This window comes from Xanthomonas sp. SHU 166, from assembly GCF_000364685.1.
GTDB lineage: Bacteria > Pseudomonadota > Gammaproteobacteria > Xanthomonadales > Xanthomonadaceae > Xanthomonas_A > Xanthomonas_A sontii.
The window spans coordinates 1-13,953 of record NZ_AQOJ01000323.1 but is presented as its reverse complement, the minus strand read 5'-3'; the positions used below and the strand labels follow the sequence as shown (position 1 = coordinate 13,953).

The 13,953-nt window shown below is 70.9% G+C and carries 10 protein-coding genes, 1 tRNA gene and 2 pseudogenes; all 13 read right to left on the bottom strand.

The window, feature by feature from the left end:
* A pseudogene (locus D180_RS09770) lies at window positions 1-618 on the bottom strand (hypothetical protein); the annotation flags it as partial.
* Window positions 618-1,709: a glycosyltransferase gene (locus D180_RS09765; protein WP_043090726.1), complete on the bottom strand. Its 1,092-nt coding sequence runs from the start codon at window positions 1,707-1,709 to the stop codon at window positions 618-620. The gene D180_RS09765 and the pseudogene D180_RS09770, both read right to left, overlap by 1 nt.
* Entirely contained in the window at window positions 1,702-2,826 is a 1,125-nt protein-coding gene (locus tag D180_RS09760; protein ID WP_017912646.1) for a glycosyltransferase, read from the bottom strand. The genes D180_RS09765 and D180_RS09760 overlap by 8 nt, the downstream gene beginning before the upstream one ends.
* Window positions 2,823-3,986 carry a glycosyltransferase family 4 protein gene (locus D180_RS09755; RefSeq protein WP_017912645.1) on the bottom strand — a complete coding sequence of 388 codons (1,164 nt, stop codon included), beginning with the start codon at window positions 3,984-3,986 and terminating at the stop codon, window positions 2,823-2,825. The genes D180_RS09760 and D180_RS09755 overlap by 4 nt, the downstream gene beginning before the upstream one ends.
* Complete coding sequence (locus D180_RS09750; RefSeq protein WP_017912644.1) at window positions 3,976-4,989, bottom strand: Gfo/Idh/MocA family oxidoreductase; 1,014 nt, start codon at window positions 4,987-4,989, stop codon at window positions 3,976-3,978. Before D180_RS09750 ends, D180_RS09755 begins: the two co-directional genes overlap by 11 nt.
* Window positions 4,986-5,948, bottom strand: coding sequence for a zinc-binding dehydrogenase (locus D180_RS09745; protein WP_017912643.1), 963 nt, complete (start codon window positions 5,946-5,948; stop codon window positions 4,986-4,988). The genes D180_RS09750 and D180_RS09745 overlap by 4 nt, the downstream gene beginning before the upstream one ends.
* The gene (locus D180_RS09740) at window positions 5,945-8,065 is read right to left on the bottom strand and encodes an NAD-dependent epimerase/dehydratase family protein (RefSeq protein WP_017912642.1); all 2,121 of its coding nucleotides are present in this window, start codon (window positions 8,063-8,065) and stop codon (window positions 5,945-5,947) included. The genes D180_RS09745 and D180_RS09740 overlap by 4 nt, the downstream gene beginning before the upstream one ends.
* Window positions 8,062-9,219, bottom strand: a complete 1,158-nt coding sequence (locus tag D180_RS09735) for an NAD-dependent epimerase/dehydratase family protein (RefSeq protein WP_223875492.1) — start codon at window positions 9,217-9,219, stop codon at window positions 8,062-8,064. Before D180_RS09735 ends, D180_RS09740 begins: the two co-directional genes overlap by 4 nt.
* Window positions 9,206-10,213: a UDP-glucuronic acid decarboxylase family protein gene (locus tag D180_RS09730; protein WP_051064798.1), complete on the bottom strand. Its 1,008-nt coding sequence runs from the start codon at window positions 10,211-10,213 to the stop codon at window positions 9,206-9,208. Before D180_RS09730 ends, D180_RS09735 begins: the two co-directional genes overlap by 14 nt.
* Before the next feature lie 524 nt (window positions 10,214-10,737).
* A tRNA-Gly gene (locus D180_RS09725) sits at window positions 10,738-10,813 on the bottom strand.
* Window positions 10,814-10,849: 36 nt separating this feature from the next.
* On the bottom strand, window positions 10,850-11,485 hold the full coding sequence (gene pgsA, locus D180_RS09720) for a CDP-diacylglycerol--glycerol-3-phosphate 3-phosphatidyltransferase (RefSeq protein ID WP_017912639.1): 636 nt from the start codon (window positions 11,483-11,485) through the stop codon (window positions 10,850-10,852).
* 9 nt (window positions 11,486-11,494) lie between these two features.
* Window positions 11,495-13,354, bottom strand: coding sequence for an excinuclease ABC subunit UvrC (gene uvrC / locus D180_RS09715; protein WP_017912638.1), 1,860 nt, complete (start codon window positions 13,352-13,354; stop codon window positions 11,495-11,497).
* Window positions 13,351-13,953: pseudogene (locus D180_RS09710) on the bottom strand (hypothetical protein); the annotation flags it as partial. The pseudogene D180_RS09710 and the gene uvrC, both read right to left, overlap by 4 nt.

The following is a 13,953-nucleotide window of genomic DNA, read 5'->3' as shown; positions in this document are numbered from 1 at the left end:
CACCACCAGCCGCTCCAGCGGCGGCTGGCGGTCGTCGCTGTAGGTGCCCATGTAGCCCAGGTCGTAACGATGCGCCTGCGGCTGCGGCCGGTATTGCTCCGGATCGAACGCGCAGTACAGCGGCACCGCGCGCGGCGCGCCGTAGACGCGTTCCAAGCGTTGCAGGGTCGGGCCGCCGGTGAAGGACAGATACAGGTCATAGTGCGGAATCAGCGCCGGCGACAGGTAGGCGCAGTCGCCGCGCTGCAGCGCCGTCAGGGTCACCGGGGTGTCGATGTCGTAGAACGCGACCACGCCGCGCGCGGTCTGCTGCACCCACGTGCCCACGGCGATGCCGTTGGGCACGTAGGAACCCACGATCACCAGGTCCGCCGCGGCGATCGCGGCGGCGTGCCGATCCTGCAGTTCCTCGAGGCTGGCATACAGCACCGGCGCGCACGGCAACTGCGCCGGCGGATCCTGGTGCTCGGCGTACCAAGGCACGTCGCGCTCCAGGAACAGCACGCGGTCGCCGCGCGCCTGCAGCGCGGCGATCAGTCCGCGGTAGGTGGTGGCATGGCCGTTGCCCCAGGACGAGCGCAGGCTCAGGCCGAGGATGACGATATCGCGCGCGGCCATCACGCCGCCTCCCGCTGCCGCGCGTCCAGCAAGGCTTCCACCTCGCGCGCACGGTGCGTGTAGGTGTGGTCGCGCAACAGGCGTTGCCGTGCCCGCGCGCCAATCGCCTGCGCCTGCGCGGCGTCGATGCGTTGCAGGTAATGCGCCACCTGCTCGCTGTCGTGCGCGACCAGCACCTCGCGCTGCGGTTCGAGGAACGCCTCGATCCCTTCCCAGGCATCGACGATCAGGCAGGCGCCGGCGCCGGCCGCCTCGAACACCCGCGTCGGCGGCGACCAGCCGAAGCGCGCCATGCTGTCGCGGTTGACGTTGAGCACCATGCGCACGCTGCAGTTGAAGGCGTTGTGGTCGCGCGTGGACACGTGGCCGAGCGTGCGCACGTTGTCCGGCAGGTCTGCGTCCCAACCGCTGCCGCCGAGCAGGAATCTCGCGTCAGGCAGGCGCCGCGCCGGTTCCAGGAAGAACTGCCGCACCCGCGCCTCGCGGTCCGGCAGGCGGTTGCCGAGGAAGCCCAGGTCGGCGGCAAAATCCCGCTGCGCCGGCGACGGATGGTGGCTCGAGGGGTCCAGCGCGTTGTAGATCGGCACGCATTCGGCCGCGCCCAGTGCGCGATAGGCGGAGACCACGCGCGGCCCGCCGCCGTAGGTCAGCACCAGGTCGTAGCGCGGGATCTGCGCGCGGAACGGATCGCCCGCATCGGCCTGCACCCGCTCCAGCGTCGCCGGCGCGTCCACGTCCCAGAACAGCACCTGGGTGCGCGGCGAGCGCAGGCCCAGCACTTCGCGCTCCAGGAACGCATCGAACACGCCGACGCCGCTGGCCTTGACCACCACGTCGGCGCCGCGTGCCTGTTCCAGTGCGCGCGCCGCGTCCGCTTCGGCCGCACCGGGATAGACGGTGACTTGGGCCCACTCCGGATCGTCGATATCGCGGTGCTGCTGGCGCCCGAACGCATCGGGTTCGAAGAAATGGATGCGGTGGCCGCGCTGCGCCAGCGCGTGCAGCAGGCCGCGGTAGTAGGTGGCGGCGCCGTTCCAGTACGAGGACACCAGGCTGGAACCGAAGACGGCGATGTGCAACGGGCTAGGCATGACTGAGGCTCCGGTGGTCGGGGTGCGCCGCGGGCGCGTCGAGTTCGGCGAGCACGGCCAGCAGTTCGTCGACACGATGCGCGCAGCTGTGGCGGGTGCGGATGGTGTGCAGGCCGTGCATGCGCAGCGCCGCGGCCAGCTCGGCGTCGTGCAGCACATCGTGCAGGTGGCGCTGCATCTGCGCGCCGTCGCGCGCCACCAGGTAATCGCGCCCGGGCGCAAACAGCTGCTCGACGTCGTCCCACGGTGCGCAGACCAGCGGGATGCCGCAGGCCAGCGCCTCGAACACGCGGATCGTGGGGATGCCGGGCAACGCGCGCACGTACGGCCGCCGCGGCACGTGCACGGTGACGCGGAAATGCGCGAACGCCTGCGGCGCGCGGTGGTTGGGCAGCCAGCCGGCATAGTCGATGCCGGCCTCGGCCAGCGCCTGCAGGGCCTGCGGCGGATAGCGCACGCCGTGGATGCGCGCGCGCAGGCGCAGCCGTCGTACCGGCTGGATCAGGAACGTGTCCAGTTCCTGCGCGCGCTCGTCGTCGCCCCAGTTGCCGATCCACAGCAGGTCGCCCTGCTGCGCCTGCCCGAGTTGCGGCTGGAACACGCGCAGATCCGCCGCTTCGTGCCAGGTCCATACGCGCCGGCTCCAGCCGTGGCGCAGATACTGTTGGCGCACCGCCTCGCCGAAGGCGAGCACGCCGTCGTAGTCGGACAGATCGAACCGCGCCATCTCGTCGGGGGCGCTGACCGAGCGGTGGTGGGTGTCGTGGAACAGCACGCGGCAGCCGACAGGCGCTTCGCGGCCGATCCGCGCGATCAGCTCGGGCGCGTTCCACTCGTGCACCAGCACCACGTCGGCACCGTCCAGCACCTGCGCCAGATCCAGTGTGGCCAGGTCGTAGCGCGTGCTGCGCAGCTGCGGAAAGGCGTCCGCGAAGGCCTGCAACGGCGCCTCGCCCTCCTCCGCCTGCAGTTGCGCGCGGCTCCAGCTGTCGTGCGGCTCGTACACCGCCACCGCATGCCCGCGCGCCTGCAGGTCGGCGACGATCCCGCGCAGGAAATGCGCATTGCCGTGGTTCCAGTCCGACACCAGCGAGTGATAGAACAGCACGAAGTTCATGCACCGACTCCGATCGAGGAGAACATGGGGACCGGCGGGCCGGCCCGTCCGGTCACGCGCGGCGTGCCGCGATGCGCGATCAGCGCCCGATAGCGCTGGCGATAGGCCGCGGCCATGGCAGTGGCGGTGTAGCGGCGCGCCTGCGCGACCGCGCGCCGGGCCATGCGCTGACGCAGCAGCGGATCGCCGATCAGGCGCTGCAACTGCGCCGTCAGCGCCCGTGCGTCGTCCGGCGCGACGTACAGCGCCGCATCGCCCCAGACCTCGCGCAGGCTGGGGATGTCGCCCAGTACCAGGGCGCAGCCGGCCTGCGCCGCTTCCAGCGCCGACAGCCCGAACGGTTCGTAGCGCGCCGGCAGCGCATACACGCTGGCGCGGGCCATCCAGCGGCGCAGACGCGACGGCGGCAGCTGGCCCAGTCGCAGCGCCGACGCAATCGCTGCGGTGCCGCCGTCCGGATGCGCCGCTTCGCCGGCAATGCGCAGCGCCCAGGGCAGCTGCGGCGCCACCGCGGCCAGCGTCCGCAGATTCTTCGCCTCGTCCCACAGCCGTCCTGCCGCCAGCACCAGGGGCTGCTTGGCGCTGGCCGGCACCGGCCGCGACAGCGGCGCGGTGCCATTGGCAATCACGCTGCACGGCACGTCCAGCGGATACTGCGCGCGCAGTGCCGCCAGCATCGCCTGGGTCGGCGCGACCACGTGATCGGCCGCCGCCAGGCCCGCGGCGACCGTGGCGCGGTAGTGATCCCACTCCGGCGGCAGCGCCTCGCCGCGCACCGCCTGCCACCAGGAGCCGACGCAGGAATGGGCGGTCATCAGCACCGGCGCAGGCCACGCCAGGGCGCCGTGCGCATAGTCGTTCAGATGCACAACGTCCGGACGCACCTGCGCCGCCAGTGCCTGCAGCCAGCGCCCGGCCGAGGACACATCGGCCCAGGGATCGTCCATCCACAGCAGCCGGTAGCCGCTGGCATGCAGGCGCAGTCCCTGGATCGCCGCGGCCTCGCGCCACTGCGCCGGCGTGGGGGTCGCGCCCATCGTCGCCAGTTCCACGCGATCGCCCTGCGCGGTCAGCACCCGGCACAGGCTCAGCGCGTACTGCCACACGCCGCCGACGGTGTCGGCGGTCATCAGGATCCGCAGCGGGCGCTCAGCGTCCATAGAGCGCATCCACGGTGCGGGCGACCTCGAGCAGATGCAGCGCCGCCGGGTCGAAGCCGGGGTCGGTGGCCAGGCGCTCGGCCCAGTCCAGCAAGGCGCGCCCGCCCCAGGCGTCCGGTGGCGAAGCCAGGCGCTCGCACCACGTGCCGTCGAAGCGGTCCACGGTGAAGTCGAAGAACGAGCCGTCGACATTGCGCAGTGCCGCGCCGCCACCGGTGCCGTACACGTTGGCCTGGATCACCGCGTCGCAACCGGCCGGCAGCCGCCACGAGCAGGCCATGCGCACGCTGGCGCCGTTGTCCATGCGCCACTGTGCGCTGGCGTAGTCCTCCACCTGCCGCACCGGCCGGGTCAGCGGCCGGCCTTGCGCGTAGAGCGCCGCCTGCAGCTCGTGATGGCCGCCGCTGCCGGTCAGCCACATCGCCAGATCCAGCAGATGGATGCCCAGGTCCATCACGCAGCCGCCGCCGGAACGGGCGATGTCGTAGAACCAGTCCTTGTCCGGGCCGTAGGCGTTGTGGAACAGCAGGTCGATCGCGAACACCTCGCCCAATGCGCCCTGCGCGATCTGCTCGCGCAGCGTCGCCATGCCCTTGGCGAAGCGGTAGCTGAAATCCACCGCGAGCAGGCGGTCGTGGCGTTGCGCCAGCGCCAGCACCTGCTCGGCTTCGGCGGCGGTGCGGGTCAGCGGCTTCTGGCAGAACACCGCCAGGCCGCGCTGCAAGGCCGCGGCGGCCTGCGCCGCGTGCGCGCCACTGGGCGTGGCGATGACCAGGCCGTCCAGGTCCTCGCGCGCCAGCAGCGCCTCCAGGTCGGGCAGCAGGTCGGCGGCCGGTGCGTCTTGGCGTGCGTCGTGCAGCGTCGTCGCGCTGGCATCGGCGATCGCCACCACCTCGCCGAGCCCGCTGTCGGCCAGGGCGCGCATGCGCGCGCGGCCGATCCAGCCGACCCCGAGGAAGCCCAGCCGTGGCGCGCGCCAGCGCGGTTGCGCGTACGCGTTCATGCCAGCACCACGGCTTTGAGGAACCCATCCGGGCGCGCGTCCATTGCCGCGAATGCCTGCGGCAACTGGTCCAGCGCGTAGCGATGGGTCAACAGCGGGAACGGGTCCAGACGCCCGTCGGCGACCGCCTCCACCGCCTCCTGCAAGCCGCGCAACGCCACCCGCGGATCGCGTTCGTGCGCGTTGACCACGTCCAGGCCGCGCCAGTTCCACTGCTGCATGTCGACCTGGCGCGGGCCGTCCTGGTGGTAGCCGGCGATGACCAGGCGCCCGCCCTCGCCGCACAGCGCGCTGGCGATATCCAGGGTGACCTGCTCGCCTGCGGCCTCGATCACCCGCAGGCAGCCGCTGCCGCCGGTGAGTTCGTGCACCGCACCGATCGCCGCGTAGCGATCCTCGGTGGCCAGCGTGGCGCTGGCGCCGCACTGGCGCGCGACCTGCAGAGCGAAGTCGCGCCGCGACAGCGCGATCACCTGCGCACCCAGGCCGGTGGCCAACTGGATCAACAGCGCGCCGATGAAGCCCACTCCGACCACCGCCACGGTCTGGCCGGGGCGGATGTCGCTGCGGCGCAGGATGTTCATCGCACAGGCCAGCGGCTCGCCAGGCAGGTCGCGGCCGTCCAGCGCCGGCGGCAACCGCACCAGCGCATCGGTCTCGGCCAGGTCGTACTCGGCGTAGGCCCGGCCGGACAATAGCGCGACTCGGTCGCCCGGCGCCCAGCCCTGCACCTCGGCACCGACCGCGTCGATCTCGCCCCAGCCTTCGTGGCCCGGCGCACCGGGTTCGAACGGATAGGCGAACCAGGGCCGGCCGGCCCACACCGGCAGATTGGACGCGCACACGCCGCAGCCCTGCAGGCGCACCCGCACCTGCTGCGGGGCGGGTTCGGGACGCGACTGGCGCTGCGTGACGATGCGGCCCGGGCCTTCGAACACGGCGGCATGCATGCTGTTCATGCGGCGTGGATCCTCCGTTGCGGTGGGGAAACAGGTGCGGCGCGCTCGGCCTGCGTGTGCAGCCAGCGGTGCAGCCGGGCGATGCCGGCCTCGGCGCCGACGCGAGGTGACCAGCCGGTGGCCGCGGCGAAGGCGCGGGTGTCGGAGACGTAATAACGCTGGTCGCCGACCCGCGGCGCCGCGTGCGCCAGTTCCAGGCGATGGCCGACCAGCGACTCGATCCGGCGCAGCACCTCGCGCAGGCTGGCGGCGTTGGCGGGGCCGCCGCCCATGTTGAACGCCCGCCCGGACAGCCGCGGCATCTGCGCCTGGCATTGCAGGAACGCCTCGACCAGGTCGTCCACGAACAACAGATCGCGGACCTGGCGGCCATCGCCGTATACGGTGATCGGCTGCCCCTGCAGCGCGCGGATCAGGAAATGCGCGACCCAGCCCTGGTCTTCGTTGCCGCATTGGTGCGGGCCGTAGATGCAGCTCATCCGCAGCACCACCGCCTGCAGGCCGAAGCTGCGCGCATAGTCCAGCACGTACTGGTCGGCACCGCCCTTGGAGCAGCCGTAGGGGCTGTGGAAATCCAGCGCGTGGCGCTCGTCGATGCCGCGCGCGCGCAGCAGCGGATCGCTCGGCTGGTAGCGCTGCGCGTCGGCTTCCAGAGCGACGTCGTCCAGCGCGCCATAGACCTTGTTGGTGGAGGTGAACAGCAGCGGCGGCGGGCGCCGCGCGCCGCGGATCGCCTCGAGCACGTTGAAGGTGCCGCGCAGGTTGACCTCGAAGTCGTGCGACGGATCCTCCAGGCTGGAGGTCACCGCCACCTGCGCGGCCAGGTGGAACACCTGCGCCGCCTGCACCACTGCATCGCCGAGCAGATGCCGATCGCGCACGTCGCCCACTTCCACCTGCAGACGCTCGCCGGGATAGTGGCGACGCAGCCACTGCAGGTTGTGCTCCACGCCCGGGCGCGACAGGTTGTCGTAGACGATGACCCGGCGTCCGCTGTCGAGCAGGCGCGCGGCCAGATTGGTGCCGATGAAGCCGGCGCCGCCGGTGATCAGCACCGCATCCTGCCCACGCGACCGCGGCAGGGTGTGGATCGGCGCGTGCGCGTCGGCGCGTGGCGCGACCGTCGGCGCCGGCGCGAGGTCCGGGCGCGGCGCGCGCGACAGGTTGGCGCCGTGCTCGTGGTGCAGCGACGCCAGCGCCTGGATGCCGTCGTAGCCCTGCTCGGCCCACAGCCGGTACAGCAGCTTGGCGCGGCCGCGCTCGTCGCGCAGGCCGAAGTGATAGTGGCGCTCGTCCTCGTGGAAACCGTCCTGGTGGCTGATGCTGCCGTGCAGGTCGCGCGCGGCATACCAGTACAGCCGCTCCACCGGCGCATCCAGGGTCTCGCGCAACTGCCGTACCTGCTCGATCTCGTCATGCCGCCAGGTCGAATACCCGGTCTCGCTGAGCCAGACCTGCGGCTGCAGACCGTGCGCGGCCAGCACCGCGCGGACGTCGCCGAGCACCTCCGCCCACGGCCGGCGGCGGAAATCCCAGGTGCCGGGAAAGCCGTGCACGCCGACCGCGTCGATGTGCGCCAGCGCCCCACGCTGCGCCATCAGCGCCAGCCAGTTCGGATCGGTCGGGCACATGCCGCCGAGCAGGGTCTTCTTGCCCAACTGGTGCGCCCAGTGCGCGGCCTGGCCGATCATCTCGGCGAAGCGCTGCCAGTCGTGGTCCAGGTGCCAGTCCCAGTCGTTGAGGTTGTTCGGCTCGTTCCACAGTTCGATCCACTCGAAGCCGGCGCCGAAGCGACCCACCACCTGGTCGATGAAATCGGCGAAGGCCTTGCTGTCGCGCGGCGGCGACGCCGTGCGCGGCTCCAGCCCCAGCGATGGCGGGGTGTAGCAGAAGCACGGCAGCACCTCGCAGTGGGCGCTCAGCAGCGGCATCAGCCAGGCGTACCAGCGCTCGCCTTCGGCGGTGTGCCAGTCGGCCCAGGAGAACTGGGTGCGCAGCCGGCGCACGCCGAGCTCGCGCATGTCGCGCAACAGCGCATGCACCGCATCCTCGTCGCCGATGCGCAACCATTCGATCAGGCCGATCTCGGCCAGCCGTTCGCGTGCCTGTGCGCTCATCCCTGCAACCCCCGCCGCGCCAGCTCGGCATTGGCCGCCTCCACGCCGTCGGCGGCGGTCTGCTCGCGCAGCCACTCCACCAGTTCTTCCAGGCCCTGCTGCAGGTCCACCTGCGGCGCATAGCCGATGCGTTCGCGGGCCAGCGCGATATCGGCGAAGCAGTGGCGGATGTCGCCGACCCGGTAGTTGCCGGAGACCTGCGGCGGCAGATCGTCGATGCCCATCGCCGCGGCGATGCGCTGCCCCACTTCGTTGATGCTGACCGCCTGGCCGCTGCCGACGTTGAGCGCCAGGCCGGCGGCGCTTTCGCATTCGTAGGCCAGGCGGCAGGCGCGCGCGACGTCGCTGACATGGACGAAATCGCGGCGTTGCGCACCGTCCTCGAAGATCACCGGCGGTTTGCGGTTGAGCAACCGCGCCGCGAAGATCGCCAGCACACCGGTGTAGGGATTGGACAGCGCCTGGCGCGTGCCGTAGATGTTGAAGAAGCGCAACGCGGTGGTCGGGATCGCATACGCCTGGCCGACGATCAGGCACAGGCGTTCCTGGTCCAGCTTGGACAGCGCGTACACCGAGGAAGGTTCGGCCGGCTTGCGTTCGTCGGTCGGCACCGGCTGCAGCGGGCGCCCGTCCACGCTCGGCTCCCACTGCGCGCGGCGCAGTTGCGCCAGCGGGCGCTCGCGCACCGGCACCGGCGTGCCGTCGGCATCGACGTAGGCGCCCTCGCCGTAGATGCTCATGCTCGACGCCACCACCAGCCGCTGCACCGGCCGCTCCACCAGCGCTTCCAGCAGCACCGCGGTGCCGAGATTGTTGGTATGGGTGTAGTGCGCGATCTGGTACATGCTCTGGCCGACGCCGACTGCCGCGGCGAGGTGAAACACCCCGTCCACATCGCGCAGCGCAAGCCGTACCGCCACCGGATCGCAGACGTCGCCGACCATCAGCTCCACGTCCTCCGCGAGATACGCCGGTCGCGCGGCCTGCATGCCGTGCACCTGCGCGCACAGGTTGTCCAGCACCCGCACCCGGTAGCCGTGGGCAAGCAGTTCGTCGGCCAGATGCGAGCCGACGAAGCCGGCGCCACCGGTGATCAGCACGCGCTTGCCGGCCTGCGCGCGGCTGGCGCTGCTCCTGAGTTCATGCACAGTCACGTTCCACCTCCAGGTCCGGGATGTCGTGCAGATGCGCCTGGAACCAGGCGATGGTGCTGCACAGGCCCTCGTCCAGCGCCACCCGCGGTTCCCAGCCGAGCTCGCGCCGCGCCAGGCCGATGTCCGGACAACGCCGGGTCGGATCGTCCTTGGGGATGGGCCGGCGCACGATGCGCGAGGACGAGCCGGTCAGCGCGAGGATGCGCTGCGCCAGTTCGGCCACGGTGATCTCGTGCGGGTTGCCGAGGTTGACCGGACCGGTCCAGCCACGCGGGCTGCGCATCAGTTGCACGATGCCCTCGACCAGATCGGAGACGTAGCAGAACGAGCGGGTCTGGCTGCCGTCGCCGTACAGGGTCAGCGGTTGCCCGCGCAGCGCCTGCACGATCAGGTTGGACACCACCCGGCCGTCGTCGTTGCGCATGCGCGGCCCGTAGGTGTTGAAGATGCGCCCGACCTTGATGTCGGTGGCATACAGGCGGTGATAGTCGAAGAACGCCGCTTCGGCGCAGCGCTTGCCCTCGTCGTAGCAGGCGCGCGGGCCGATCGGGCTGACCGCGCCGCGATAGTCCTCGCGCTGCGGATGCACTTCCGGCTCGCCGTAGACCTCGCTGGTGGAGGCCTGGAAGATGGTCGCGCCATTGCTGCGCGCCACCTCCAACAGGTTGATCGCACCTTCCAGGCAGGTCTGCAGGGTATGCAGCGGACGCGCTTGGTAATGCACCGGCGAAGCGCAGCAGGCCAGGTTGAACACCCAGTCGACCTTGGCCTGATACGGCTGCACTACGTCGTGGGCGACGAAGCGGAAACGCGGACGCGCCAGCAGGTGCGCGATGTTGTCCAGCGAACCGGTCAGCAGGTTGTCCAGCACGGTGACGTCGTAACCGTCGTCCAGCAGACGCTCGCACAGATGCGCGCCGACGAAGCCGGCACCGCCGGCGACCAACGCGCGCGGTGGCGCTTGGGTGGTAGGGGAAGGAATTGCGCCATCCATCATCGACTCCTCGCAGAGGCCGGGCGTCATCGCCTGGCGTGGGAGACTCAGCGCAAATCGCGTGCCAAGTACCGGCGAAACCGCAGCGCAATGCGGCGGACGGCGTCGCTGCGCGCGATGCCGCGGACGTTTCGGCGACGGCCTGTCCCGTTCTGTGACCGACGCGTACGCAATGCGTGCATGCGCGCGTGGGCGTGACGTGAAGTCAGCCGCGCGCCTGCAAGGCGCGAAGGAAAAAATTGCCGGGCTGGGGCCGCGTCAGCGCGTAACCTGCGCCAGCGGCGCGGCCCATGCTGCAACGGTCGCGAATGCTCGGCCAACGGGGCCGCAGTGAGGGAGGCGGGACGTTCTCGCCTCCGCGCGGCTGGCACGACAATCGGGACGGCGCATCCGCACCGGCGATGCGCCATGCCCCGGGTCAGGCGAGCGCCGTGGCTTCGGCCGGCATGCGGGCATGAAAAAAGGGCCGAAGCCCTTTTTCGGACATCCTGTGCATCTGCACTGGATGTCGGTACTGCTGAATGTGGAGCGGGAAACGAGACTCGAACTCGCGACCTCAACCTTGGCAAGGTTGCGCTCTACCAACTGAGCTATTCCCGCTTGAGGCCGCGAATTCTACCGGGACCACGCAGCCTGTCAACCGTTGCCTTCGATTTTTTTCGCGTTCTTTTCCGCCATCGCCGCGCGCTCGTCGTCGCGCAGGCTCGGCCAGGCCGCATGCAGGTACTGGATGCCCGACAACAGGGTCAGGATCGACGCGATCGCCAGGGTCCAGTCGCCGACGTGGAAGATGAACAAGCCCATCCACACGCTCTCCGGCGGCGAGCCGTCGGGCATCACCGAGTACAGCAGGCACAGCAGCGCCACCATCTGCGCGGTGGTCTTGATCTTGCCGATCATCGCCACGCGCACCTTGGCGCGCTGGCCGATCTCGGCCATCCACTCGCGCAGCGCCGACACGGCGATTTCGCGGCCGACGATCACCGCCGCCCAGAACGCCATCCACGGCGTCGGGTGGCCCTGCACGATCAGGAACAGCGCCACCGCCACCATCAGCTTGTCGGCCACCGGATCCAGGAACGCGCCGAACGCGGAGTACTGGTGGTAGCGCCGCGCCACCCAGCCGTCCAGCCAGTCGGTGAACGCGGCCAGGCCGAAGATCGCCGCCGAGGCGAAGTTGGTCCAGGTGTACGGCAGATAGAACACCAGCACCAGCACGGGGATCATCACGATCCGCAGCAGCGTGAGCCAGGTGGGGATGGTCAACTTCATTGCGCTGCTCTACTCGCCTGCCGGATCGGGCACCGGCAGTCCGTGCAGGTTAGCGTAGATTCGTGCGGCCAGTGCGTCGTTGATGCCTTCCACCCGCGCGATCTCGGCCTCGCCGGCGGCCTTGAGTCCGGCCAGCCCGCCGAAATGCTTGAGCAGGCTGGCGCGGCGGCGCGGGCCGATGCCGGGGATATCCTCCAGCTTGCTGGTCATGCGCGCCTTCTGGCGGCGCCCGCGGTGGCCGGTGATGGCGAAGCGGTGCGCTTCGTCGCGCACCTGCTGGATGAACTGCAGCGCCGGCGACGCCGCGCCCGGGCGCAGTTCGCGCCCGTCCGGCATCACCAGGGTCTCGTGGCCGGCGCGGCGCTCGGCGCCCTTGGCCACGCCGATCAGCAACACCCCGTCCACGCCCAGGTCGGCCAGCGCACCGGTGGCCTGCGCCAGCTGTCCGGCGCCGCCGTCGATCAGCAACACGTCCGGCAGCACCACGTCGCCCTTGCCCTCGCCTTCGGCGGCGCGACGGAAGCGGCGCTCGATCGCCTGGCGCATCGCCGCGTAGTCGTCGCCCGGCTCGATGCCGCTGATGTTGTAGCGCCGGTACTGGCTGCGCACCGGACCGCTGGCATCGAACACCACGCACGAGGCCACCGTGGCCTCGCCCATGGTGTGGCTGATGTCGAAGCACTCCACCCGCTTGACCGGTTCGGTCAGGCCGAGCATCTCGCGCAGCGCCTCGCTGCGCGCGTGCTGGGCGTTGCGGCTGGTCAGTTCGGTGACCAGGGTGGCCTGGGCGTTGCGGCTGGCCAGCTCCAGGTAGCCGGCGCGCTCGCCGCGCACGTTCCACTTCAGCTGCACCTTGCGCTCGGCGGCCGAACTCAGCGCCGCCTCGATCAGCTCGGCGTCGGGAATCTCGCGGTCCAGCAGCACCTCGCGCGGCGGCGCGTGCTCGACGTAGTACTGCGACACGAACGCGCCCAGCACCTCGGCGGCACTGTCCTCGCCGTTGGTCTTGGGGAAGAACGCGCGGGTGCCGAGGTTGCGGCCGTCGCGGAACGCCAGCAGCAGCACGCAGGCGTTGGCGCCCTGGGTGGCGCAGGCCAGCACGTCGAGGTCGGCGGCACGGCCGTCCACGTATTGCCGGCTCTGCATGCTGCGCAGCGAGCCCAGCAGATCGCGCAGGCGCGCGGCGCGTTCGAACTCCAGACGTTCGCTGGCGGCCTGCATCGCCTGCACCAATTCCTCGCCGAGCTGATCGCTGCGCCCTTCCAGGAACAGCGTAGAGCGGCGCACCGCCTCGGCGTACTCGTCGGCCGCCACCAACGCCACGCACGGCGCGCTGCAACGGCCGATCTGGTACTGCAGGCACGGCCGCGAACGATTGCGGAACACGCTGTCCTCGCAGCTGCGCAGCTTGAACAGCTTGTGCATCAGGTTCAGCGTCTCGCGCACCGCGGTGACGCCGGGATACGGCCCGAAATAGCGCCCGGGCACCGCGCGCGGGCCACGGTGCAGGGTGATCCGTGGCCACTCCTCGCGGGTCAGCAGCACGTAGGGATAGCTCTTGTCGTCGCGCAGCGACACGTTGTAGCGCGGCGACAGCGACTTGATCAGCTGGTTTTCCAGCAGCAGCGCCTCGCCCTCGCTGCGGGTGACGGTGACGTCCATGCGCGCCACCTGCGCCAGCATGGCCATGGTCCGCGCATTCTTCGGCGAGCCGCTGAAGTAGCTGGACACGCGCTTGCGCAGTGCGCCGGCCTTGCCGACGTAGAGCAAGGTGTCGTCGGCGGCGTACATGCGGTAGACGCCGGGCGCGGTACTGAGGTTGGCGGCAAAGGCCTTGCCGTCGAACGCGGGCAATGCGGGGGTGCTCATTCGCCGATCGCGACGTCGTGCAGTTCGCCGCTGGCGATGTCGTAGCGCAGCACCGCATGCGCGTCGGTCTCGGCGATCCACACCGTGCCGGCGCTCACCGCCAACCCGCCCGGGCCATGCAGGCGCCGCGGCAAGGCCGCGGTGGACAGTTCGCCGCCGCCCAGACGCAGGCTGCGCAGACTGCCGTTGCCGCTGTCGGCGATCCACAGCAGCGGCGCGTCCGGGCTCAGCGCGATCGCCTGCGGGAACTGCAGGCGGGCACGGCTGCGCGGCCCGTCCTCGTTGCCGAAATCCCACGGCCCCTGGCCGCCGAGCAGGGTCTGCACCAGGTCGCCGCGCAACTGCATCGAGCGCACCGCCGAGCCCAGCGCATCGCACACGTACAGCACCTGCTGCACCGCGGCCAGGCTGCACGGCTGCGCGAACGCGGCCAGGTGGCCGCTGCCGTCGCGCAGCTCCAGCGCGCCGGCACCGGCGCGCCAGCGCAGGCTGCGGCTGCCCAGGTCGTAGCTCCAGATGCGGTTGTCGCCGGCCATCGCCAGGTGCACCTGGTTGTCGGCGATCACCACGTCCTGCGGATGGTTCAGCGGCGCCAGCAG

Bases quoted from the DNA above. Each gene is read 5' to 3' on its own strand.
- D180_RS09765 (WP_043090726.1), bottom strand. From the start codon at position 1,709: ATGCCTAGCCCGTTGCACATCGCCGTCTTCGGTTCCAGCCTGGTGTCC.
- D180_RS09760 (WP_017912646.1), bottom strand. From the start codon at position 2,826: ATGAACTTCGTGCTGTTCTATCACTCGCTGGTGTCGGACTGGAACCAC.
- D180_RS09755 (WP_017912645.1), bottom strand. From the start codon at position 3,986: ATGGACGCTGAGCGCCCGCTGCGGATCCTGATGACCGCCGACACCGTC.
- D180_RS09750 (WP_017912644.1), bottom strand. From the start codon at position 4,989: ATGAACGCGTACGCGCAACCGCGCTGGCGCGCGCCACGGCTGGGCTTC.
- D180_RS09745 (WP_017912643.1), bottom strand. From the start codon at position 5,948: ATGAACAGCATGCATGCCGCCGTGTTCGAAGGCCCGGGCCGCATCGTC.
- D180_RS09740 (WP_017912642.1), bottom strand. From the start codon at position 8,065: ATGAGCGCACAGGCACGCGAACGGCTGGCCGAGATCGGCCTGATCGAA.
- D180_RS09730 (WP_051064798.1), bottom strand. From the start codon at position 10,213: ATGGATGGCGCAATTCCTTCCCCTACCACCCAAGCGCCACCGCGCGCG.
- pgsA (WP_017912639.1), bottom strand. From the start codon at position 11,485: ATGAAGTTGACCATCCCCACCTGGCTCACGCTGCTGCGGATCGTGATG.
- uvrC (WP_017912638.1), bottom strand. From the start codon at position 13,354: ATGAGCACCCCCGCATTGCCCGCGTTCGACGGCAAGGCCTTTGCCGCC.